27 protein-coding genes, 2 pseudogenes and 1 riboswitch are annotated in these 22,070 nt (G+C 51.7%); of the genes and pseudogenes, 10 read left to right on the forward strand and 19 right to left on the reverse strand.

Annotation, left to right across the window (positions count from 1 at the left end):
• Window positions 1-449: 449 nt before the first annotated feature.
• Together VSQ30_RS09310 and VSQ30_RS09315 are read right to left on the reverse strand one after the other, a co-directional pair.
• Window positions 450-1,166, reverse strand: a complete 717-nt coding sequence (locus tag VSQ30_RS09310) for a hypothetical protein (protein ID WP_334463622.1) — start codon at window positions 1,164-1,166, stop codon at window positions 450-452.
• A gap of 4 nt (window positions 1,167-1,170) precedes the next feature.
• Entirely contained in the window at window positions 1,171-1,893 is a 723-nt protein-coding gene (locus VSQ30_RS09315) for a PD-(D/E)XK nuclease domain-containing protein (RefSeq protein ID WP_334463624.1), read from the reverse strand.
• 18 nt (window positions 1,894-1,911) lie between these two features.
• Between VSQ30_RS09315 and VSQ30_RS09320 the strand changes: the two genes are divergently transcribed.
• From VSQ30_RS09320 to VSQ30_RS09330, 3 genes are all read left to right on the forward strand, one after another.
• The gene (locus VSQ30_RS09320) at window positions 1,912-2,214 is read left to right on the forward strand and encodes a cysteine-rich VLP protein (RefSeq protein WP_502876225.1); all 303 of its coding nucleotides are present in this window, start codon (window positions 1,912-1,914) and stop codon (window positions 2,212-2,214) included.
• 141 nt (window positions 2,215-2,355) lie between these two features.
• Window positions 2,356-2,691, forward strand: coding sequence for a hypothetical protein (locus VSQ30_RS09325; protein WP_334463625.1), 336 nt, complete (start codon window positions 2,356-2,358; stop codon window positions 2,689-2,691).
• A 1-nt stretch (window position 2,692) separates the two neighbouring features.
• Window positions 2,693-3,040, forward strand: coding sequence for a plasmid mobilization protein (locus VSQ30_RS09330; protein ID WP_123158738.1), 348 nt, complete (start codon window positions 2,693-2,695; stop codon window positions 3,038-3,040).
• A 30-nt stretch (window positions 3,041-3,070) separates the two neighbouring features.
• On the opposite strand, the gene VSQ30_RS09335 is transcribed toward VSQ30_RS09330, so the two are convergent.
• Window positions 3,071-3,688 carry a TIGR02391 family protein gene (locus VSQ30_RS09335; protein ID WP_334463630.1) on the reverse strand — a complete coding sequence of 206 codons (618 nt, stop codon included), beginning with the start codon at window positions 3,686-3,688 and terminating at the stop codon, window positions 3,071-3,073.
• 358 nt (window positions 3,689-4,046) lie between these two features.
• On the opposite strand from VSQ30_RS09335, the gene VSQ30_RS09340 reads away from it, so the two are divergent.
• Window positions 4,047-5,399, forward strand: a complete 1,353-nt coding sequence (locus VSQ30_RS09340; protein WP_334464844.1) for a relaxase/mobilization nuclease domain-containing protein — start codon at window positions 4,047-4,049, stop codon at window positions 5,397-5,399.
• A gap of 177 nt (window positions 5,400-5,576) precedes the next feature.
• Here the strand turns inward: VSQ30_RS09340 and VSQ30_RS09345 are convergent, their stop codons facing one another.
• On the reverse strand, window positions 5,577-5,939 hold the full coding sequence (locus tag VSQ30_RS09345; protein ID WP_502876226.1) for a helix-turn-helix domain-containing protein: 363 nt from the start codon (window positions 5,937-5,939) through the stop codon (window positions 5,577-5,579).
• A gap of 458 nt (window positions 5,940-6,397) precedes the next feature.
• Between VSQ30_RS09345 and VSQ30_RS09350 the strand changes: the two genes are divergently transcribed.
• The 5 genes from VSQ30_RS09350 (at window position 6,398) to VSQ30_RS09370 (ending at window position 10,070) form a co-directional block, all read left to right on the forward strand.
• A complete protein-coding gene (locus tag VSQ30_RS09350; protein ID WP_334463636.1) occupies window positions 6,398-7,777 on the forward strand; it encodes an MATE family efflux transporter in 1,380 nt (459 codons plus the stop codon).
• A complete protein-coding gene (locus VSQ30_RS09355; RefSeq protein ID WP_172551910.1) occupies window positions 7,777-7,959 on the forward strand; it encodes a cysteine-rich KTR domain-containing protein in 183 nt (60 codons plus the stop codon). Before VSQ30_RS09350 ends, VSQ30_RS09355 begins: the two co-directional genes overlap by 1 nt.
• 392 nt (window positions 7,960-8,351) lie before the next feature.
• The gene (locus VSQ30_RS09360; protein WP_334463638.1) at window positions 8,352-8,771 is read left to right on the forward strand and encodes an RNA polymerase sigma factor; all 420 of its coding nucleotides are present in this window, start codon (window positions 8,352-8,354) and stop codon (window positions 8,769-8,771) included.
• Window positions 8,772-9,392: 621 nt separating this feature from the next.
• Window positions 9,393-9,581: a hypothetical protein gene (locus VSQ30_RS09365; protein ID WP_033118327.1), complete on the forward strand. Its 189-nt coding sequence runs from the start codon at window positions 9,393-9,395 to the stop codon at window positions 9,579-9,581.
• A gap of 12 nt (window positions 9,582-9,593) precedes the next feature.
• Window positions 9,594-10,070 (forward strand): LPD25 domain-containing protein, encoded by a 477-nt coding sequence (locus VSQ30_RS09370; protein WP_334463643.1) that lies wholly within the window; start codon window positions 9,594-9,596, stop codon window positions 10,068-10,070.
• Here the strand turns inward: VSQ30_RS09370 and VSQ30_RS09375 are convergent.
• From VSQ30_RS09375 to VSQ30_RS09445, 15 genes and pseudogenes are all read right to left on the reverse strand, one after another.
• On the reverse strand, window positions 10,067-10,756 hold the full coding sequence (locus VSQ30_RS09375; RefSeq protein ID WP_502876227.1) for a ParB/RepB/Spo0J family partition protein: 690 nt from the start codon (window positions 10,754-10,756) through the stop codon (window positions 10,067-10,069). The genes VSQ30_RS09370 and VSQ30_RS09375 overlap by 4 nt on opposite strands.
• A gap of 30 nt (window positions 10,757-10,786) precedes the next feature.
• A pseudogene (locus VSQ30_RS09380) lies at window positions 10,787-11,167 on the reverse strand (ParA family protein); the annotation flags it as partial.
• A gap of 143 nt (window positions 11,168-11,310) precedes the next feature.
• Window positions 11,311-11,646 carry a hypothetical protein gene (locus tag VSQ30_RS09385; protein ID WP_016303373.1) on the reverse strand — a complete coding sequence of 112 codons (336 nt, stop codon included), beginning with the start codon at window positions 11,644-11,646 and terminating at the stop codon, window positions 11,311-11,313.
• A complete protein-coding gene (locus VSQ30_RS09390; protein ID WP_016303374.1) occupies window positions 11,636-11,833 on the reverse strand; it encodes a hypothetical protein in 198 nt (65 codons plus the stop codon). Before VSQ30_RS09390 ends, VSQ30_RS09385 begins: the two co-directional genes overlap by 11 nt.
• A gap of 113 nt (window positions 11,834-11,946) precedes the next feature.
• A complete protein-coding gene (gene rlmD, locus VSQ30_RS09395; RefSeq protein WP_334463648.1) occupies window positions 11,947-13,404 on the reverse strand; it encodes a 23S rRNA (uracil(1939)-C(5))-methyltransferase RlmD in 1,458 nt (485 codons plus the stop codon).
• A gap of 37 nt (window positions 13,405-13,441) precedes the next feature.
• Window positions 13,442-14,641 (reverse strand): [FeFe] hydrogenase H-cluster maturation GTPase HydF, encoded by a 1,200-nt coding sequence (gene hydF / locus VSQ30_RS09400; protein WP_334463651.1) that lies wholly within the window; start codon window positions 14,639-14,641, stop codon window positions 13,442-13,444.
• 6 nt (window positions 14,642-14,647) lie between these two features.
• Window positions 14,648-14,845 (reverse strand): nucleic acid-binding protein, encoded by a 198-nt coding sequence (locus VSQ30_RS09405; protein ID WP_334463653.1) that lies wholly within the window; start codon window positions 14,843-14,845, stop codon window positions 14,648-14,650.
• Window positions 14,842-15,591 (reverse strand): hypothetical protein, encoded by a 750-nt coding sequence (locus VSQ30_RS09410; protein ID WP_334463655.1) that lies wholly within the window; start codon window positions 15,589-15,591, stop codon window positions 14,842-14,844. Before VSQ30_RS09410 ends, VSQ30_RS09405 begins: the two co-directional genes overlap by 4 nt.
• Before the next feature lie 59 nt (window positions 15,592-15,650).
• Window positions 15,651-17,099 (reverse strand): [FeFe] hydrogenase H-cluster radical SAM maturase HydG, encoded by a 1,449-nt coding sequence (gene hydG, locus VSQ30_RS09415; RefSeq protein ID WP_334463657.1) that lies wholly within the window; start codon window positions 17,097-17,099, stop codon window positions 15,651-15,653.
• A gap of 82 nt (window positions 17,100-17,181) precedes the next feature.
• Window positions 17,182-17,730, reverse strand: a complete 549-nt coding sequence (locus VSQ30_RS09420; RefSeq protein WP_160643203.1) for a hypothetical protein — start codon at window positions 17,728-17,730, stop codon at window positions 17,182-17,184.
• A gap of 11 nt (window positions 17,731-17,741) precedes the next feature.
• Complete coding sequence (locus tag VSQ30_RS09425; protein ID WP_160643202.1) at window positions 17,742-18,674, reverse strand: hypothetical protein; 933 nt, start codon at window positions 18,672-18,674, stop codon at window positions 17,742-17,744.
• Entirely contained in the window at window positions 18,661-19,731 is a 1,071-nt protein-coding gene (hydE, locus tag VSQ30_RS09430) for a [FeFe] hydrogenase H-cluster radical SAM maturase HydE (protein WP_334463662.1), read from the reverse strand. Before hydE ends, VSQ30_RS09425 begins: the two co-directional genes overlap by 14 nt.
• Window positions 19,728-19,988, reverse strand: coding sequence for a TM1266 family iron-only hydrogenase system putative regulator (locus VSQ30_RS09435; protein ID WP_334463663.1), 261 nt, complete (start codon window positions 19,986-19,988; stop codon window positions 19,728-19,730). The genes hydE and VSQ30_RS09435 overlap by 4 nt, the downstream gene beginning before the upstream one ends.
• 375 nt (window positions 19,989-20,363) lie before the next feature.
• Complete coding sequence (locus tag VSQ30_RS09440) at window positions 20,364-20,855, reverse strand: hypothetical protein (protein ID WP_334463666.1); 492 nt, start codon at window positions 20,853-20,855, stop codon at window positions 20,364-20,366.
• 15 nt (window positions 20,856-20,870) lie between these two features.
• Window positions 20,871-21,281 carry a DUF4430 domain-containing protein gene (locus VSQ30_RS09445; RefSeq protein ID WP_334463668.1) on the reverse strand — a complete coding sequence of 137 codons (411 nt, stop codon included), beginning with the start codon at window positions 21,279-21,281 and terminating at the stop codon, window positions 20,871-20,873.
• A gap of 116 nt (window positions 21,282-21,397) precedes the next feature.
• Window positions 21,398-21,594: riboswitch (cobalamin riboswitch) on the reverse strand.
• An 84-nt stretch (window positions 21,595-21,678) separates the two neighbouring features.
• Between VSQ30_RS09445 and tnpA the strand changes: the two are divergent.
• Window positions 21,679-22,002: pseudogene (tnpA, locus tag VSQ30_RS09450) on the forward strand (IS200/IS605 family transposase); the annotation flags it as partial.
• Window positions 22,003-22,070: the final 68 nt, after the last annotated feature.

A 22,070-nucleotide genomic window follows, 5' to 3' on the forward strand; every position in this document is an offset into this window, starting at 1 on the left:
CCTCGCCTTTTCCTTCTTTGCCGTGGGCTCCTTCTTCGTGGGAGCCGCCTTGTCCTTTGCCTCTTTGGGCGGGCGGCCCTTCCGCTTCGGCGGTTCCGTCTCCTTTTCCTCCTTCTGCTTTGGGGCTGCCTCTTTCGTCCCCTTGGCGGCCTCCTTTGCGGGAGAAGCGGGAGCCGCTTTACCGTTTTTTCCGGTGCGGCGGCTTCGGGCGCTTTCTGCGCCTTCCCCGGAGCGAGGGAGCCGCCCACCTCGGGCTGCGCCGGATCTTTGTCCGGACCGTCTGCGCCAGTCAGGTTTTTCGATTTTTCATCGGCCATTCGCAATACCTCCTTCTTGGTTTTCTGGCATGAAAAAAGGGCTTGACCTCTCTTGTCAAGCCCCGGTAGTTGGGTTGCCTCCTTTCCCTGCGCCCATGAAAAAACCGCCCTTCGTTGTGAAAGAGCGGTTTTTCAGTAGGTTGGCAGTCCATTATTTTGTTTTTTTATATGTATCCCTTTGTACACTGTTGCAAACCTTTGATTATTATTAAATTTATCGGATGTTATTTCAAACGTGTCTTCCCTACTAGATATTTCTCCCTCTGTTAATAAATGATTAGACACTGATTTGATTATTTTTTTATTGATAGTTTCCGTTTCCGAAGATGTATATTCATTGTTAAAGCAAATCATACTATCAGTTGATGTTTTTTCAACCTCCACTCTTCCAGTATATCTACTCTTATTATTTGCCCAATCTTTAGTAACATCCTCCCTGATAATTGCATAATCCAATACTAATTTATTTGGAGTATCCATGTTAAAGCTCAAATCAGTATCAAAATCAAAACAATCATACTCATCAAGTAATTCATCTTTTTTTATTAAATCCTGTGGAATCAAATTGTTTAAATTATTATCTGATTGAGATTTTGTTTTTGTAATTCTTGTCTTAAGACTGTCCTCTTTTGTTTTTTGCAGTTCCTGCAATTTTTCAAATTCCTTTGGGCTTAATATTGACAATGTTAAAATCGGGATAGATAATCGTTTATTGCTGTCACCAATATACACTCCTCTCTCGGCAAGAAGAGCCTTCATATCTGACTCACTGATACAAGATTTATTTAACAATGGCTTTAAGCGTTCTCCTACTGGCAACAAAGTATCTGTATTGATGCTATCATTCATTCGTTCACACCTCATCTCTAAAATCTGGATCATAAGTTAAAACTGTAATTTTATCAGTAAAACTAGAATCTTCAAATTCTGATTTTGCAGATATTACTGCTTCACTATCTTCAAATTCATTATAATTTGGGAAAGCAATTATTATATTTGCCGCCCAGTCAAATGTAATTTCTTGTGCTAATCCAATTAAACGTCTAAGATACTCTTCACAAAATTCATCTTTTACAAGTAAAAGTAGTATATTTTGATTATTCTGATTTATTGCCATAGGCAAGACATCTGAATTTAAATATTCATAAGGTAAAATTGTTCCGCTATACTTTCGATTTATATTAGCATTATTTAATCCAGTATTAATATAAAAAAATTTACAGTTATCTTCCCCGTATTTAGATTTTGCAAATTTAATTGAAGTATAAAGAAACTGTGCACGATTATTATCTATAAGTGCTACAGTATCATAATGACATTCTTCTCTAAGATAAAATCCTCCAATTTTATCAATTACAGATTCTTTTTCTCGTCCATCATTTCGATTTCTGTCAATCCAAAATATCAATGAAGAATATATTTTCTTATTTGTAGCAGCAATCTTTCGCTTCGATATTTCGCAAGCTGGATAACACTCACTTGCAAAAGCAATATCTACCAAAAATTCTTTAAATTTACTTTTAATTCCATCCTCCGTTTTAGGATAACCATCACGACATTTTACGCTAATAAGCACATCATCCGCGCCCTGGTGGTGAAGTGGTGCGCCAACTATGACCGGGAGTACGGATGCTTGCCCCTGAACTGTGAATGTTATATGCTGGGGAAGTGCTGGACAGGAGCCTACTGCCGCTACTTCCGGGAGGCCGTTCTCCCTCTTGATCCGGCGCTGGAGGCCGCCCTGTCCGGCCAGGGGCCAGCCCCGGAAACCCGGCCCTGCCCCGTCTGCGGGCGGCCCGCCCTCCTGGACGGGCGGCGGCGCTACTGCTCCGAGGCTTGCGCCCGCGCCGCGCTCCGGGAACAAAAGCGGGATTATATGCGGAAAAAACGGGGCTGATGAGTGGAAAATTAGGCCCCCTGAAACCCGCCTGTATCAAGGCTTTGCCGGGGCCGTTCAGGGGTGGGGCGTATCATTTCACGTCCTGCCCCTGTTTTCCGCTGATACTTTCCACATTTTACAGTTTGAGAGGAGGCTACTATGGACGAAAATCAAGGCTATGTCATCCGGCAGTCCATTCTGTTTGATAATGGGCGGGGGATTGCCCTGGGGGAGCATCCCAGGGAGGGCTTTGTGACGTGGCAATTCACCGAGGAGCAGGGCCGTCGGGACTACTACTGGGGCCATTACTACGATGACGGAGTCGCTGCGGAAAAGGACTACGCTGACCGCGCCGCCGACTACCAGCGCCGCTTTCGGGTGCGGGAAGTCAAGCGGCCTATCGCCCAGCAGATGCGCGAGGCGGCGGAACAGGCTGGGGAACATCCGGCCCCGGCCCCATCCAGGCGGGAGGCCCCTGAACGGGGCGGCAGGTAGCATGGCCGGAAAAAAGCGCGTCCGGGATGTGCCGCTCTATGTATGGGTGCGGCCTGACGAGCTGGAGGCCATCCGGGGGCGCATGGAGGAGGCGGGCATCCGCAATATGAGCGCCTATATCCGCAAAATGGCCCTCAACGGCTATATCCTCCATGTTGACCTTTCCCCCGTCCAGGAGCTGGTGTCCCTCCAGAGGCGGTGTGCAAATAATCTCAATCAGGTGGCGACCCATGCCAACAGCTACGGGGTGTACCAGGAAGAGATCAAATCTCTGCAAAAGGACTATGCCGATCTGTGGGGGCCGCTGGCTGATCTGCTCCAGAAGCTCTCCGAGGTGGTGCGCCTGTGACAAAAGGGAGCGGCCCCGCGCCGCTCCCTGTCACTCTTGCTTCTGGTCAGTGTGGCCAGAAGATAGATGCTCTGGATTTTTTTGCTTTCTAAAAAGATGTTCGCGCTTTTTCAAAAGGCGAATAAGCCGCCAGCGATCAATCCGTTTGGGCATAGAATTATAGATTTCTCTGTAACTTACTTTTGAAGGAATCCACCGCCCATTTTTTGTTATACTATGTCCGTCCAATAATCTCAAAAAAAATGACGCCTCAATAATAACTGAAAGGGTGTTATCTACGCCTGCTCCAATATGCCTATGTTGATATAAGTTTCTTGGCCCTTGGAAAAAGCCCATAAGCATATATCGTATTCCATCTTGTTCATTTCGCTCGGATTCCGTAACTAAATCGTTAATTGCAATCAATGGAGCTTTTGTAATTTTTCCAGTCTTTTTATCAAACTCAAAAGACAGCGCTTTGGTCGCCAAATCAAAACCATGCAAGTCGAGACCAGATTTCTTTTTTAATGTGGTTTCAACTACAACAAAAGTTTCTCGTGCAGCGGCTTCAAATTCGGATTTATATACAAGGTTGATTGCACGTTTGAGCGATGAATGAACATGGTATACATCAAAAAAATCTCGAATTTTATCCAACGAATATGGCATAAGGCTTCCACATACGGGACAAAACAAAAAATCATTATAGTCAAACTTATATGTATGGTCTTTAGATTCCTGTAAAACTTTTCTTCTCGGTGGAAGTTTACATCCATTAGGGCAGGAATATTTTTTGGAGCGCACCTTACACACCTCGATTTTGCTGTTCTTAATAGTAAATTATTTTTAGTTTATCATATTGGCTTTATTTCTACAAGAATAAAATATAGTTTTGCCCCAATTTTTCCTTGCTTCTGGTCAGTGTGGCCAGAAGCAAGGAGAACCGATACGGAAAGGAGGAACGCCCACGGCTACGACCTATATCAAGCCCCACAAACAGGCCGCCAAGCGAACGGCCATACAAAGTCTGAAAGACCGCTTTGACTACGGCCTGAACCCGGAGAAACTGGGGGCGGTGTCCTCTTACCTCTGCGACCCGGAAACCGCCCACGCTGAATTTATGCTGGTAAAGGGCCAGTATCAGGCGGAAACGGGCCGGACGGCGGAGCAGGGGGCGCTGTGCTACCAGCTCCGCCAAGCCTTTCCCCAGGGGGAAGTTACCCCGGAGGAGGCCAACAGGATCGGCTATGAAACGGCGATGCGGTGGACAAAGGGCAAGTATCAGTTTTTTGTCTGCACCCATACCGACAAAGGCCATATTCACAACCACATTTACTACAATTCCACGGCCTATGACCGCTCCAGGAAATTCCGAAACTTCATCGGCTCCAGCTTCGCCCTGCGGCGGCTGTCTGACCGGGTGTGCCTGGAACACGCGCTGTCCGTGGTAGAGCGGCCCAAGCTCCACAGCAAGGGCCGCTTTCTGCATTATGGGCAGTGGCAGGGGGCGGCCCGGCCACCGTCCCAAAAGGAGCAGATACGCTGGGCCATAGATGCGGCCCTGTCCGAACGCCCCGCCGACTTCTCTGATTTTCTGCGGCGCATGGAGGCGGTGGGCTTTCAGGTGGTGCATGGACGGGGCGGGGTGATCTCGTTCCGCGCTCCCGGCCATGACCGGGCGGCCCGGCTCCGGGCCTCCACCCTGGGGGCTGGCTATGGGCTGGAGGATATTCAGGCCGTGATTGACGGCAAGGCCCCCACGCGCCAGCCCAAACAGGCGCGACCCCGGCCCGCGCCCCAGCGCGTCAATTTGCTGATTGACATACAGGAAAAAATGCGCCAGGGCAAAGGCCCAGCCTATGAGCGGTGGGCCAAGGTCTACAACCTGAAACAGATGGCCGCCGCCCTCCAATTCCTCCAGGAGCATGGGCTGACCGACTATGACGCGCTGGCGGAGCAGACCACGGCGGCGGTGGATCGCTTTCATGCCCTGGCCGGGGAGATACAGTCCACCGAGGCCCGGCTCTCCCAAACTTCCAAGCTGATGGCTGCCGTGGTGAGCTATGCCAAGACCCGGCCCGTGTTCGATGGGTACAAGGCGGCCAAGTATTCAAAAAAGTATCTGGCCCAGCATGAGGCGGAGCTGGCCGACTACCGGGCGGCCAAGGCTGCAATCAATGACATTTTGGGCGGGGCCAAGCTCCCGAAAATGGACGCGCTCAAAAAGGAGCGCCGGGAACTGGCCGACAAGAAAAAGGCCCTCTATGCCGAGTACCGGGAGGCCCAGCGGCAGATGCGTGAGCTGGTGGCCGTCAAGGGCGGTGTGGATCATCTGCTCGGCCTGACGGACGGGCGGGAAAATAAGGCCCAGGAGCGGTAGCGACAGGGCCGCAGACAGGGGGACTTCTGGCCAGCATGGCCAGAAGTCCATCGGGTTTGGGGGAACCCCAACAAGCATTTTCGCGGAGCGAAAACCGCAAGTGTCTATACACTTGCCTTGCTTGCCGCTAACGCGCTCCCCCGGAAACCCCCGCGAAAAAGGCCGGAGGCGTTCTTCCTACGTCTCCGACCTTTCACGGGCCTTGCGGATGCCCTCTGCGGCCCCCTCCATGATGATAAGCTCTTTTTCGTCCATTCCGTTCAGCATACGGTCAAGGTGTTTCCGGCGTTCGTCCTCTCCGTTGTACCTGTCCGGGTAGAAAAATTCATCTACGGAAATATCCAAAAGAGTGACGAGTTTGTAAAAGGAGTTGAGGCTGGTGTGCTGGCCCCGGTTCTCGATATACATGATGGAGCGCGGGGTGAGGTCTACAAGCTGGGCCAGATGCTCCTGCGTCCAGCCCTTTGCTTTATGTCTGCGCTTGATTTCTGCACCCAGGGCGTGGCAGTCCAGGCGCTTTTCATATTGGTACATTTTCATATCACCTCTATATTATTTTACATTTCAGGGGCGGGTATGAGGACGAAATACAATTTTATATTTTAGTAGTATTTTTTTTCGTAAATCAAAGTCTCTAACTATAAAGAGCCTACGGATTTGACTTGACAAGAAAGTGCAAACTGTGTATAATTTATACAAATTAACAAGAGAGGTGAACACAATGTTGTTCGGGAAGTTCTGTATTGGATTCGGCTCCACACAAGTTTATACCACGAAACATTGTGCGGAGCCTTTTCGGAAAGTTGATTGATATGGTGAAAAGGCCAGGGCGGATATAGACTGCCCTTGGTTTTTGTACCCTTTTATCCAACCAACGATAGACAATCGACTGTTTAGGCCACAAACAATGTTTTGTTTGTGACTTTTTGTTATGCTTATTTATGAATGTGCAAAGGGTACACGATATGGTGTGCCCTTTTCTTTTTGGAGGAATGGATATGATAGAAAAACATAACTTATTGACCGGTAGTGTGCCAAGAAAGCTGGCTGTTTTCGCGCTCCCGTTACTTCTGGCGAATATGCTGCAATCTTTCTACAATGTGGTAGATATGCTTGTGATCGGCCAGATTGTAGGAGATGTGGGCCTTGCGGCGATTAGTAACGCTTCTAAACTGTGTTATATCATTAACTCAATTTGTATTGGTATGACAATGGGGGGAGCTGTATTGATTGCTCAATACAAAGGGGCAGACGATGCAAAGGGGCAAGCGGAGTCTTTTCAAATGTTAGCGTTACTTTCGCTGGTATCTTCTTTCCTTGTGACTGTTGTGAGCCTGGCAATTTACCGTCCTCTGTTTCAGGCACTAAATGTTCCGGCAGATGTGTATCAAGATGCCTGTGACTATATGAAAACTATTTGCTGCGGGACGGTCTTTGTGTTTGGATATAATGCTGTTTGCTCTGTACTCAAGGGACTGGGAGATTCTAAATCTCCCCTCTGCTTTGTTGGGATTGCCACCATCATCAATGTATTTTTAGATATTATATTGGTAGGCCCCTTTGAAATGGGGACAGTAGGAGCCGCTTACGCAACAATCACGGCACAGGGAATTTCCTTTGTGATTTCTTTGCTCTATCTACAACGACGCAAGGTGTTTTTCTCTGCGGCGGAACACGGAAAATTTACACTTCAATGGGATAAGCTGACCGCCATTATAAAAGTCGGTCTACCCACAGCAATTCAGATGGTAGTAGTCAACACAGCCTATCTGCTGGTAACAGGTATGCTCAATCAATTTGGTACATCTGTTTCCGCCGCATCTGGCGTAGGCTTGCAGATCAATACCTTTGCTGGTATGCCCTGCTGGGCTATTGGACAGGCAGTAACAGCGATGGTCGGCCAGTGCATGGGCGCAGGACAAATCGAGCGAGCCCGAAAGGTGGTAAAAATCAGTTTAGTGATGAATATTGCTGTTACGCTCATTGTTGTAATTGGCGTGCAACTTTTTGCGGAACCATTGATTTTACTGTTCGGTAGTACCAGCCCAGAAGTAGTAAACGATGGTGTTTATTACCTGCGTATTTGTTGCGGTATCAATAGTTTGATTTATGCGGCTATGTATACGCTGGATTCCTTTTCCATCGGGGCAGGTGCGGCAAATGTTGCCATGTTTAACGCCTTATTGGATGCAGTTATCATTCGTTTGCCAGTGAGCTGGTTTTTAGCTTTTACGCTTTGCATGGGATTTCCTGGCATTTTTTATGGGCAGGCACTCTCGCCAGTCCTGCCTGCTATTGTGGGCTTGCTCTATTTCAAAAGTAGAAAGTGGGAGCAAAAAAAGCTAATTCAAAAAAGTTACAAGGAGGAAAGCCTTTGATGGGTCAGATGATATGGCTTCTATGCCCCGTATGCGGAAATAAGACCAGACTTAAAGTGCGTCCAGACACAGAGCTTGTCAATTTCCCGCTGTATTGTCCAAAATGCAAGCAGGAGACTTTAGTAAATGTAAAAAAAGGAAACCTATCTGTTGTTTGCTTGAGTAGCCTAATATCCAAATAAATATCAAAAGAGCCAGACGCATAGACGCAGAGCCGATAACACGCAAATTAAAAATGCGGTTATCGGCTCTTTCTATTTGAAAGATACGGCGACCGTTTAGGAGGTAGCGCCGTGTCTTTTCTCGTTTCTGCTATATATAATTTTCCAAAAAAAGCATAGACCCTCCGCCGGGTTACTCCGGCCACGAACGCGAAATATGTAAGTACATAAAGAACCATGTCACTTCACGCGCCCGCACAGTACAACGCTGTGCGGGCGCTGTCGTTTCCTGTCGCTTCTGGTCATCGTGGCCAGAGGCTTTGCAGAGCTGCACCCCCGGATGCCGCTCCCCGCCGAACCCTCCATTTCGATCTGCTGACCCGTCAACCGCGCAACATCGAAATGGAGGCAATATGAAAACCATCATTCTGAATAACTATTACCCCCACCTGACCGAACGCGTCATACTGGAGGTTTCTGACGAGATCGCCGTGACCCTCTCCATCGGAGGCCGCTTGTGCGACAGCTACAAGCGCCGCAAGCGGGAACATGACGAGTGTTCCCTGGACAGCACTCCCGGCTTTGAGGCAGACGTGACCTTTCCCCCGCTGTCCCCGGAGCAGGTGATGGAAAACACGGAAAACCGGGCCGCCCTCTATGCGGCCATTGGCCAGCTCCCGCCTGTCCAGGCCCGGCGCGTCTACGCTCACTACATACTCGGCATCAGTAGGGCCGACCTTGCGCGGGCCGAGGGTGTGGGGATCAGCCGGATCAGCGGCTCCATTGACCGGGGCTTGCTGAACCTGAAAAATATTTTGGAAAATTCCATTTAGGAGAGAGGACTTTCCCCCAATTTTCCGCCTGATAGGTGAGGAGGGACAAGCCCCTCCCGCTGACAACTGAATACACAGTATTCCAGATACAAAACCCGCGTGATAGCGGCAAAAGGCGCGCCGCCAGAATGGAACGCTCCGAGGAGGTGAAATAGGAGCTGACCGAGCGATCAACGCAAGCCTTTGACCCGGCTGTGGCAAGCCGGGCGCGAGGACAGCGCGGGGGATAATGAGACTTGCTCACGCCCTCCCACAGACTTGAGGGGGAGTCCTGCGGTATACGGTAGAACGGTACAGCGGGGCTATGCAGCCGAGGCCATCGGCGGTCTGGAATACTCCCCGCGCCGGGGATGCGTGGCAAATACGGCGCAGTATAAATGCAATCAAGGGGGCCGCCCCAGCCGGGGCGTTCTGTCTTGCGACAGCCCAAATTAGCCCGGCGGGGCGGCCCCTGGCCTTTGCAGATTGAAATGGAATACAGTCCCCCTCTGCTTCTGGCCATCCTGGCCAGAGGTGGGGGGAGGTCAAAGGGCGGCGGTTTTTCTGCCGCCTTTTGACGTTTCCCCACAGGACAGCGGGAAACTGTGTGCAACCGTTCACCGATTTGTAAAGGAGGCTCCGATGGCAGAAACAAGAATTACTTATCACAAAGAGGTCAAGACGGCTTCTTTTCAGGGCAAACCCATCACGCTGGAAAACCTGACCCCTATCCTGTCCCCCAAGGCGCAGGACAAGCGCAAGCGGGAAATTGAAAGCTGTCTTTTCGAGGTCTTTATCAAGTACGCGCCGGGCCGGGCGCAGATGGTCTGATACAAGGCATCCTTGTGGAATAGGGCTATCGGCGGTGAGGAATTTAACTACGAGGGGCGGTTTGACATTGGCGACGGTGAGGGGGATTTAATTGCCCATATCCGAAATTTCTATGAATATTCCCTCTCTCCCGACTGCCCGTTTGTCCCAGAATGGAAACGGCAGGGCGAAGATTATTACCGTGAGCAGATGGAAACGTTGCGTTTTGGGCAGGATGTGTTTATCCCGTTTTTGGAGCAGCATACCGAGCTGACATCAGAGGATGAAAAGCTCCTTGCTAAGATTTTGGCTACTGAATCTGACTGGAACAGGAAAAGTGAGGATAAGGAACAGTCCGAAGAAATAGAAAATACCGAGGAACAGCCTGCCGCCCATGAAATGCCTGCGGAGGTTGAAAAAGCTGCAAAGGAACAGGAAACCGAGCCGCCGCAAGAACGGTTTGAGGTCACAATGACTTCCGATGCTTTCCCAGACCCTGAAGATGCTTAGCCCATTGCTTCAAGCAAAGTGTACTGCTGTTCCTCGGAAAGATAGGAAATCTCAACAGCAGGGCGGAAAGCAATCTGACGTTCATCTACCATTTGCAGAATTTCGGGTACAAGCTCGGTCAAGCGGATAAAGCGGCGTATCTGCTCACGGCTTTCACCAACTTCTTTTCCCAACTTCTCATTTGTTCGGGGAGTTTCTAAATCTGACACCACTGGTGTCAAATTATCTTTTGGTGGTCTGCCCGCTTGTCTGTTCATCGCTTCAAGCCGCATCTTATAGGCAAAGGCTTTCTCACTTGGCAGAATAACAGAGCGTTGGAGATTACTTTCAACCATGACAATAATTGCTTCATCATGTGTCAGCTCCTTAACCTCACATTTCAGCGTTTCAAGCCCTGCAAGCTCACAAGCCTTTTTCCGCCTGTGACCACTGATAAGCTCATACCGACCGTCCTCTTTCTGCCGAACCGTGGCAGGGGTCATTACACCGCTCCGACTGACACTTTCCACAAGCTGCTCCATATCCTCATTCATCAAAACCTTGAATGGGTGGTCTGGGAACTCATCAATCTCGGAAATGGGGATTTCCCTTATCTTGCTTAAATTTGCTTCTGCTCGGCTCTCGTCTGTTTCAAAGAGGTCATCGTATGCGGTCAGCTCGATTCCTGTTCTTTTGCTTCTCGCCAATCTCTGCTACCTCCTTTCCAAACTGCTCATATCATAATTCTTTTTTACCTCATTGATGCAGGTTTTCAGCACGCTTTCACGGCTTATGGCATTGATTAGCCTTACTTCCAAGCCCGACAGTTCAATGTTGGACGGGAGCAGGTCAACGCCCTCATTATGGTGCAGGATAGCTTTCTGGACATTGACAGGATTATCGTCTATCACATCCTGCATAATGCTTGAGAGCGTATCAGACAAATCATCTGGTCTGCCGTAGCCAAGTGACATGGTAAGATTTGCCTGTGCATCGGCATCAATGAGCAGGACTTTTTTACCCTGCTGTGCCAGACTGACACCCAGATTGACCGCCGTGGTGGTCTTTCCGACACCGCCTTTCTGGTTCGTCAGAGCGATTACTTTGCAATTTGACATAGGTGCGTCCTCCTTTCGCATAAATTTAGCCACTTTGTCAGAGTGGCTATGTAAAGGATTCATGGCAATAAAAAAAGCCGACTGGCTGTTTTTTAACTACACCAATCGGCTATGTAAAATTTATTCTGCTTTTATTATCTGTCTTATCTGCACTGTCGTGATAAGGCTTCTCTTATTCTCTCTGTATCCCATTTTTCTGGGAACAATACCGCCATAATATGAAACGCATCCATCAGTCCTGCAATATAGGCATGAGTGCCGTATTCAAAATCCTGCTTATCCCTGCAATCTATAAGATGTTGGCAAACTTTCCTCTGCTTTTCCGTTAAATCAAGCTGATTAAAAGCGTCCTCTGCACTTCCCTCATTATTACTATCCTTTTGATAACTTGCATCGGCTTGTAACAGTTTCAATACGGATTCATCTTTTAATTTTTCTACTGCTATTTTAACCAGTTCTTTAAATTCCTTATCGCACATCACTTCCCCCTGCCAGTTCTACTCTTAATTTTTTTATAGGCGCATGGATAACCTTAAAAATAAGTTCGTCAACACAGTCTGTATATCTGCCTTGCTGTATGAGCTGATTTTTCAGTTCCACAAGGCTATGTAGCAAAATGCTCCGTTCCCCACTATCCACATACAAGTGATTTTTCTTTTCTCTCATAAAGTCCACCATCCTTTTTTGATTTCATTATATAGAGAACTAACAAGCCAATCAAAGGTACGATTCGGACAAAAAATAAGCGTACCACTATTTCTAATGATACGCTCACGGCTTTAAATAACTTCAAAATGTTTCAAAGCATCCTTTATCGCTTCCGCTTTCTCTGCCGTCGGATGTTTCCTCGGCTGTTTCAATTCCTCTACCGCATTAGGAGCATCATACATCGGCAATCCTAACTCCCTCTTTACCTCTGCAATATATGCGGTATGTACTTTGAAGCCATACTTCGCTTCTATGTACTCCTTAATCATCTTATATGTAACCCGCTCTTTTGGCTTATACGCTTCGGCTCTCTTGGCGATATTATCAAGCGGCACTTTTCCCTCACCCTCGCCAAACTCGACTTTTACGTTGATTACGCTGTCGGGTTTTTTGTGGGAAAGCATTACAACCGTCTCCACATGCTGCGTATGGGGGAACATATCTACTGGCTGGATGGCCTGGACGCGGTAATCCTTTTGCAGAAGCTTTAGGTCTCGGGCCAGAGTTTCGGGGTTGCAGGAGATGTACACCACCCGCCGGGGGGCTAGGGCGCGCAGGGCCTTCAGGAAAGCTGCGCTGGCCCCGGCCCGGGGCGGATCCATAAAAACTACATCGCAAGGCTCTTTCTGGGAGGCCATTTCTTCCATGAAATTCCCGGCGTCAGCGCAGGTGAAATAGATGTTTTTCACTTGGTTTTCCTTGGCGTTGCCAATAGCGTCCCGGACTGCGTCCCGGTTCACCTCTACCCCCAGCACCTGGCCTGCGCCGTTTTTGGCGGCAATCAGCCCGATGGTGCCAATGCCGCAGTAAGTGTCCAGCACCTTTTCCTTCCCGGTAAGTCCGGCAAACTCAATGGCCTGCTGGTAGAGCGTCTGGGTTTGCAGGGGGTTTATTTGGTAAAAGGACTTGGCGGAAATGCGGAACCGGCAGCCGCACAGCTCATCCACAATAAAGCCCGGGCCATACAGCACTTTTTCCTGCCTGCCCAGCACCAGGGAGGTACGCATGTCGTTTATGTTCTGTATTACCGTGGTGATTTCCGGGTGCCTTTTCAGCAGCTCTGCCAGGAAATGCTTTTTTGCCGGAAAGACAGGCGTGCCGGTTACCAGCACCACCATAATTTCCCCGGTGCCAAAGCCTCTCTTTACCAGCACATGGCGTAGGAACCCCTTGCCGGTGTCCTCGTCGTAAGGGGTCAGCTTAAAGCCTTTCAGCATCCCCCGGAGTGTGCAGATGATTTCATCTGCCTTCTCGTCCTCAATCTGGCAGGAATCCACTGGCACCACCCGGTGGGTGCTGGACTGGTACACCCCGGAAATGGCCCTGCCCCGCCGCTTGTCCCAAGCAAAGGCGGCCTGCACCTTGTTGCGGTAGTGCCAGGGGTGCTCCATCCCTATAATGGGGCGCACCTTCCCAAAGGATCCCAGCAGCTTTTGGCAGCGGGCCTGCTTCCACTGGAGCTGCCGCTCATAGGAGAGATTTTGAAGCTGGCAGCCCCCGCATTTTTTATATACCGGGCAAGGCTCCATGCCTGCGCCCCCTTTCGTTTTTTACGCTGGCAGATCCTTACACCAAAGCCTGCAGGGCAGGGAAGGGAGCAAGGCTCCGCTTGAGGATGCCATGGATCTGGGCGATAGCCACCCCGTAGTTTACCACAGGCACGCCGGCCTGCTGGGCGCAGGCCAGGCGGTGCTGCATTTCCTTTTCGTTGAGCATACAGCCGCCGCAATGGACAATCAGGGCATACTGGTTTAAGTCCTCCGGGAACTCCCCGCCGGAGGTGAAGTGGAATTCCGGCTCTGCCCCGGAAAATTCCCGTATCCATCCCGGCAGCTTCACAGTGCCGATATCCCCGCACTGGCGGTGGTGGGTGCAGCCCTCAGAGATGAGCACCTTGTGGCCGTCCTGGAGGGATTTCAGCTTTGCCGCCCCCTGCACCAGGGTTTCCAAGTCCCCTTTATAGCGGGCAAAGAGGATGGAAAAGGAAGTGAGCTGCACATCCTCCGGGGTGTCCTTTGCCACCCGCCCGAAGGCCTGGGAATCTGTGATAATGAGCCGGGGCTTTTTTCCAAGGCCGGCAAGCAGCTCCTTCAATTCCTCCGGCTGGCAGGCCGCAAAGGCACAGCGGGCGTCCAGAATATCCCGCATGGTCTGCTGCTGGGGGAGAATCAGCCGGCCCTTGGGGGCGGCCTCGTCTATAGGCATTACTAACACCACAAGATCGCCGGGGGAAAGCAAGTCCGCCACAATGCGCTTTTCATTTTTCTCTGCCTTTAACAGCGCGCCCAGCTTTTCCTTCAGTTCCCCCACGCCCTCCCCAGTGAGGGCGCTGACGTAAAGCCCTTTTTCCGGGAGAGGCCTGCGCCCTGAGAGCAGATCGGCCTTGTTGCAGGCCAAGAGGTAGGGCAGATTTTTTTCCTTAAACAGGCTTATCAGCTCGTTTTCAGCGGGGGAAAGCCCCTGGGCGCTGTCTGTAACCAATACGGCGATATCGGTCTGCCTGAGTATCTGCCGGGCTTTTTCCACCCGCAGCGCGCCTAAATCCCCCTCGTCATCCAGGCCTGGGGTGTCGATTATGACAACCGGGCCTAAGGGCAAAAGCTCCATGGCTTTTTTCACCGGGTCAGTGGTGGTGCCCTTTACCTCCGACACCACCGAAAGGGCCTGGCCCGTCACCGCGTTCACCAGGCTTGATTTCCCCGCATTGCGCAGCCCAAAGAAGCCAATATGGGGCCGCTCGGCGGAAACTGTTGCGTTCAGGCTCATGTTCGCTCACTCCTTCTCCTGGGACAGGTTTTCTGTATACAGCTCCGTATAGCCGCACTGGGGGCATACGGCCGCAAGCAGCGTCCCCACTTTACGGGGAAAAAACGCCTTCATCTCGCACAAATCCGTGCGCCAGCCGCTCTGGCTCCCGTAAAGGGCCAGGCCCTCCCGCATCTCTGCGTCACACCGCAGGCATTTTCTCATGATTCCCCTCCTTCTATGGCCGTGAAAGAACGGATAAAATAATCTTCCCCCGCCTTTTCTATGACCAGTTCTTTCCCGTACTCCTCCGAAACAAAGCGGTACATATCCCCTTCTTTCCAGCCCTTTTCGCACTGGAAGGTGCCGGGGGCGAAATCGCTGGTGAAATTATAGAAGCTGTCATACTTTTCCAGGTACATCACCTGGCTGGTATCCTTCAGGTCGTCCACGGTGATATCGGCATATTTTTTCAGCAGGGCCGAAATGTCCTCCTTTTTAAAGCGGTGGACAGGGATAATGGTGTCCGCGGCTGCGGGAGAGCTTTCCGTCCCCATGCCCAGTATGTCCTCATAGCCCTCCAGACCGGGGTACTCTCCTTCCTTTGCCGCTGCCATTACGTCATCGTATTCCTCTACCTCTATGCACCCCACAGCGGTCTGTGCAGGGCAGTACCGCAGAAACTCTTCAAAATCCAAGTCCCGCACGTCGGTGTATTCGCTGGTAAAAAAGCAGCTAATCTCCGAAGCGTACCGAGTGTTATCCCCATACCGGACAGACGCAAAGGCTTCGTTGGCCTTCTCAATTTCCTCCGGCGTCAGGGTGACCGCTTCCTCCTCCGGCGCGGCCTCCGATACTTGTGAAGAAGCCGGGGCGCTGCTGGGTGGCGGCGCGGAAAGCTCTGTCTTTGTGCATCCTCCTAAGACCAGCAGGCAGGCGCACAAGCACAAGGATAAAAATTTTTTTCCCATACGTTTTCCCTCCCAATAAGTGTTTTTATCAGGATACCATGCCCGCCACCCGGTGTCAATCAGAACCTAAAGTCCCGGCGGTTGGAATTCTTGATGTCCTTTATATTCTGCTCCGCAATCTCACGTACCTTGTCCTTGGGGATGCGCTTTAACTCCTCTTCCACCATCTTATAGCCCACTTCTCTGGTTTTCTCCGAGGCATAGTCCTCCAGATATTCCGACAGGGTCATGAGGGCGTTGGGGTGGCAGCAGTTCAAAATCTGGCCGGATTTGCACAGGCTCATAAAGCGGTCGCCAGTGCGGCCCTCCCGGTAGCAGGCGGTGCAGAAGGAGGGGATGTGCCCGTTTTCCATCAGCCAGCACACCACCTCGTCCAGGGTGCGCTGGTCGGATACGTCAAACTGCTCTGTGTCGTGGGGGCGTTCTTCCTCCGTATAGCCGCCTACAGAGGTGCGGGAGCCGCCGCTTACCTGGGAGATGCCCAGCCGCAAAAGCTTGCTGCGCACTTCCTCTGTCTCCCGGGTGGAGATAATCATGCCGGTGTAGGGCACAGCCAGGCGGATGCAGGCGGTAATTTTGGCGAAAATTTCGTCGTCAATGCCGTTGTCGAACTGATCGGGGTCGATGTCGTCAGCCCGCTTTAGCCGGGGCACGCTGATGGTGTGAGGCCCAACGCCATGAACGGCCTCCAGGTGCTCGGCGTGCATAATAAGCCCCGCAAATTCGTATTTATACATTTCCAGGCCAAACAGCACGCCCAGGCCCACGTCGTCAATGCCGCCCTCCATGGCCCTGTCCATGGCTTCGGTGTGGTAGTCATAGTCGTGCTTGGGGCCGGTGGGGTGCAGCTCCAGGTAGCTCTCCTTGTGGTAGGTTTCCTGGAACAGGATGTATGTGCCGATGCCCGCCTCCTTCAGCTTCCGGTAGTTCTCCACTGTGGTGGCGGCAATGTTCACGTTCACCCGGCGGATGTCGCCATTTTTGTGGTGGACGCTGTAGATGGTCTTGATGCAGTCTAAAATATACTCGATGGGGTTGTTCTTGGGATCTTCCCCGGCTTCAATGGCCAGACGCTTGTGGCCCATGTCCTGCAGGGCGATAACTTCTGCCTTTACCTCCTCCTGGGTCAGCTTTTTCCGGGGGATGTGCTTGTTTTTCAGGTGGTAGGGGCAGTAAACGCAGCCGTTGACGCAGTAGTTGGAAAGGTACAGGGGCGCGAAAATGACGATGCGGTTGCCGTAAAAGGCCAGCTTGATTTCCTCGGCAATCTCGTACATTTTCTCGATCTTCTCCGGGATCTCGCAGGCCAGCAGGACGGAAGCCTCCCGGTGGGTCAGTCCGGCGCAGACGAAGCCTGTCTCCGTCTTTTTCGGGCGGGCCTTTTCCAGAATCTGGTCGATAAGCTCCACGTTGTCTTTGTTCTCCTCGGCGTACCGGAGGGTTTCCTGGATTTCCCCATCGTTGATGAATTCCTCCGCTTTCAGGGATTTCGGGTCGTACTTTGCCATTTTGCATTTCTCCTTTTCTTTGGGGCAGCGCAGGCGCTTAGGAAAGCGCCGCCTTAGCCTCAGAATTTTGATGGTTTCAGGTTTATATTGTCCCCTTGCCCGGCGCATACCGTTCAAGGAACCCTTCTATAGTTTGAATGTTTTCTTCCAGCACCGCCCGGTACACATCCATGGAGCGGAATTTTTCAAAAGAGTACAAGCCCCGGGCAAGCAGCCCGCGCTTCATCTCTGTGATGCTCTCCCGCTGGGCAGGCGTGGCCCGGGCGGCTATGTCGTCGCAGAGGGTCTCGGCCTTTTCAATGCTTTCCCGGTCGAAAAACCACAGGTCAAAGTTCCACTTTTCCCCGTCTATCATGGCCTCAAAGCCCTGGAACCACACGGTTTTCGCCCCGCCGTCCGTTTCCTCCCTGGCCTCATACCAGACGGGATGGAAGGCGTCCATCACAAACCCTGTCAGGCGGTACAGCTTTTCTAAATCCATGCCGTCGTTTTCAATGTCGATGTCAATATCGTTCCAGGCCATCATATCCATGCGCAGGCTGCCAATGATGTGGGGCGTGCCGTATGCTTTCAGATGCTCCAGCAGCCCGGAGGCTTGCAGGATGTGTTCCGCCTTTTCTCTCAGGGTCATATGGCATCCTCCTATCCATATTTCTCCGCCATTTCCCAACAGCTTTCTGCAAAAAGCGTTCCGGCTGCCGCCATCACTTCCTCGTGAGGCAGGGCGGGGAAACACTCCCGCTTTCGGCCCAGAAGCCGTTCCATGCCTGCGGCAATGCGGGCCGCCGCCCTGGCGTGGCCGTTTGCCTTGTTCCTGTCGCCGGCTTGCTGTGCAAAGGAGGTGAGCAGATCCCTTTCCTTAGAATAAACCAGCTCCACCAGCTTGGCCCGGTATTCCAAATCTTCATTGCTCATGTCCGGATATCTTGCCAAATCCGCTGCGTGCTGGGCCTCGTGTTTCAGCAGGGAAACCTGGAAGCTTTCCGATTCCAAATTGTACGCGGGCTTCACGCAGTGGATAAGCCCATCTCCATTAGACCATCCCCCAGTGCGCACAATGCCAAAGGAAATATAATCCATCCAGCCCTGAAAAACAAACCCATCCAAAAACTTTACAGGGTATTCCTGCTCCCCTTCCGGGAGTTGGACAGCGTAACGCTTTAGCTCCTCTGTTTTCCAGATGTATGGCCCGTAATAGCCGCTGGTTTTGCCGCCTAAAAAGTGGAACCCCTCTGCCGCAAAGGCTTTGGCGGCTTCTTTTTCCTCCAAATCTTCCATAGAAAGGCTTTTGTCCAGGCCCAGCAGACTCGCGAGCCTTTGCCGCAGGGCAGCGGCGGCTTTTTCCGGCGCCTGTTCCAGATAGAAAACATCCCGGCAGTATTTCTGATATGCAAGGAGAAGCTGATTCAGCTTAGGGCAAACCGCATAGGAAAGATACTTCTCCTGCTGAAACCGGGCTTCATATTTTTCCAGCAGCTCCTGGTGCTGGGGAAACCTGCCGCAATAAGCCATGGCTTCCTTTAAGCAGCCCTTTATAATAAGGCCCCGGTATACGCTGTGGTTATACTCTTCCATGGCGGCCATCCTTCTTTACGTCACCCCTGTCCGTCACAATTTCATAGCCAATGGAGCGCATCCGGGCGCTGAGGCAGTCCTTGCACTGGGCAGATTCCTCCCCGGTGCAGATTTTATTATCATACAGGGCGTATTTTTTCCGCACAGACACAGGAGAGAGGTTGGGCATTACCACGTTTGCCCCGGAAAGGATGCCCATTTCCCGGCCTTCGGGGTGGATGGTGCCCAGGGCTGTGGTGGCGGGCAGCAGCACCGGCGGGTGCAGCAGCCGGATGATGGAAAGCAGGAAGCAGGTAAGCTCCACCGTTCCGGCAGGCTCCTTTGCAAAAACCGTGTCCGCGTGGGGCACAAAGGGCCCGATGCCGCACATGTCAGGCTTGAACTCTTCAATAAACTTAAGATCCTTTGCCAGGGTCCGGGCCGTCTGTCCCGGGGAACCCACCATGAACCCGCAGCCCACCTGGTATCCCAGCTCCCGCAGGCTTTTCAGGCACTCCATGCGGTTTTCAAAGGACATCTCCACCGGGTGCAGGGATTCATAATGGGCCTTGTCCGCTGTCTCGTGGCGCAGAAGATACCGGTCGGCCCCAGCCTCCTTTAAAGCTTTATAGCTTTCATAGCTGCGCTCCCCCAGGGAGAGGGTGATGGCGCAGTCTGGATATTTCTCCTTCAGCTCCCTGATAAGGGCGCACAGCAGCGCGTCGGTATAGTAAGCGTCCTCACCCCCCTGGAGCACAAAGGTGCGAAAGCCCAGGCGGTAGCCCTCAGCCGCACATTCCCGGATTTCCTCCGGGGTAAGGCGGTACCGCTGGCAGTTTTTATTGGAGGCCCGGATGCCGCAGTAGAGGCAGTCGTTTTTGCAGATGTTGCTGATTTCAATCAGCCCCCGCACGTACACATCCTTGCCGTATATCCCCTGCCGCACCTCCACTGCCTGCCAGGCAAGCTCCTGTGCAAGTTCCGGGGTGCGGTTTTCTATGAAAAAGGCGTATTCTTCTATAGAAAGCTCCCGGCCTTTTACAAGGCGGTTTGCCAAAGAAGATAAATCTGCTGTCATGCTGTGCCTCCTTTCTGGTTTGAAAAAGCTGTTTTTACGCTGACTCCCGACAGGCTGCCAATGCGCCCGGCCAGGGCGGAGATGGTGTCCTGGGGCGCGTCGATGGCAATGCTGATGATGTTGATGTCCCGCGCCCGGTAAGGAATGCCCATCCTGCCGATAATATACTGACCATATTCGTGGAGCAGCCCGTTGAGGGTTTCCACTGTGTCGCTGTTTTCCACAATCATGCTCATAACCGCAACCCGCGTTTCCATATGTCTCCATCCTTTCCCCAAAAGAGGACAAAAAAGCCGCGCCTTTGCAAGGCACGGCATAAAAACCCACAGGGGAGCTGTGCGTTTTCCAAAAGCTTTCGCTGTCCGTGCCTTTCACGCAGATGTGTGTCTTAATGTCAGGCACCAATAGTATACCCCATTTGCGGGAAAAAGTAAAGCGGCTGGGGAAAACGGAAGCATCCTTTTTGTGGTTTTTTTATTTTGCGTATAGGGCTTTCTTGAAAATAGTGGAAGCGCCGGATTTTCGCCTGGGAGGATTTCTGACACAGAAATCCTCCCATATTTGGCATAAAGGCGGTATTTCCGATTTTTCAAATAAGCCCATGGCTGCTGGGGTATGCTGTAAAAGGGGCTTTATGTGATGCTGGGCAGCCTGTCCAGGGCTGTGCGCAGGGGGCGGTACAGCACCAAGGCCAGAAGGAAATTCGCCCCGGCGTGGATGAAATCAAAAGGCAGGCCGGCTATGGCCCAGGCGAGGGCCATGGAAGCGCCGCCCAAGGGAAGGTAGGCAAGGGCGCACAGGGAGCCAAAGCACAGCCCGTATCCCCCTGCCAAAAGCGCCCACTGCCACGCCTTGTCCATCCAGCGGAACAGCCAGGCAAGGCCTGCCAGCAGGGGCCAGACATACAGGTACATGGCCCACCACAGGCCAAAGCCATACAGCAGCCCTTCCAGCAGCAGGAACACCCCCAGCGCCCCTATGACATACCGCCCGAAGCACAGGGTGAACAGGATGAGCAGCAAAGTCACCAGCTCGAAATTGGGCAGGAAGGCCAGCGCCTCCTTGGAGGCCGCCAGCACCACGCCCATAATTGCCATCAGGCAAAGCGCAAAAATCTTTTTCATGCAGGGGGCTTTGCCTTAGTAGCCTGTGGTGAGGGTGAACTCAAAGGCGTCCCCGTCAGCAATTTCCGTGGAATCCACCCCGCTTGTCCAGGTTTCCCCGCCCTTTGTCAGGCACCACCATTCCTGCTTGGAATCGTCTGCTGTCTCGCCGTCCACAGTTTTCACAAACATGCCGAACTCGCTTTCCTCTCCGGCAATCAGGCCTTCCTCTTCCAGAGCCTGCCGCAGGGTTTCCTTGTCTGTGGCAAGCTGGAAATCCTTCACGCTTTCGTCCCGGTGCATCACCTGCAGGGTGATGTTCTTCACAAGGCCGCTTTCACCTTCCCCAGCCCCAGGCTTTTCTCCGCAGCCGGAGAAAAGCCCCAGCACCAGCAGCAGGCCCAGCGCCAGGGCAAGGCCCTTCTTTGTGTACGTGCGTTTGTTCATAAAAATACCCTCTTTCCTTTGAGAGGGCATCTGTGTTTCATCCCTCTCAAATAGTAAAATAGTGAGGGGCGGCAGTCCTGCAGGCAGGACATGCACAGCACACCGGCGCTCGCGGCTGCTGTGCGGCCATCCGGGCAAGTCTTTCGGCTTAGGCGTCAAACGCGCCCCCTTTCCCTTCCCAGCAAAAAGCCAGTGGGCAAATGTCTGAAAGCATTTAGCAGGAGGGCGCTCCGCCATCACGGCGACGTGCTCGCCGGGGATTCCCACCCCGTTCCTTTGTTAGGCTGTGCGCACCCGGATTCCCAACGGGGAACATGATACCACCAGGGGCGGGGTTTGTCAAATTCTCCCAGATTCTTTCCTTTTTAAAGTACCCCCCAAAGATTAGACAAAAAGAAATATTATGCCGGACCATATTCACATGTTGCTGTCCATTCCGCCCAAGATGAGTGTGGGGGAGTTTATGGGATATTTGAAAGGGAAAAGCACCTTGATGATATTCGAGCGGCATGCAAATCTGAAGTATAAATATGGCCGCAGAGTGTTCTGGGCAAAAGGATATTATGTAAGCACAGTAGGAGGAAATAAAAAGGCCATTCAGAAATACATCCAGGATCAGGAAAGGGAAGACCAGATCATGGATCAGATGAGTTTTAAAGAGTATGGAGATCCCTTTAAAGATTTATCTGAAAAACTTATATCTTCTGTTGGCACAACGTAATAATCTATATCCATATCTTTTGAAAGGATTTTGGCTTGTTCAATTTGATTTCCTGAAATATCGGTAGC

Source organism: Acutalibacter sp. JLR.KK004 (genome assembly GCF_036941085.1).
GTDB lineage: Bacteria > Bacillota > Clostridia > Oscillospirales > Acutalibacteraceae > Acutalibacter.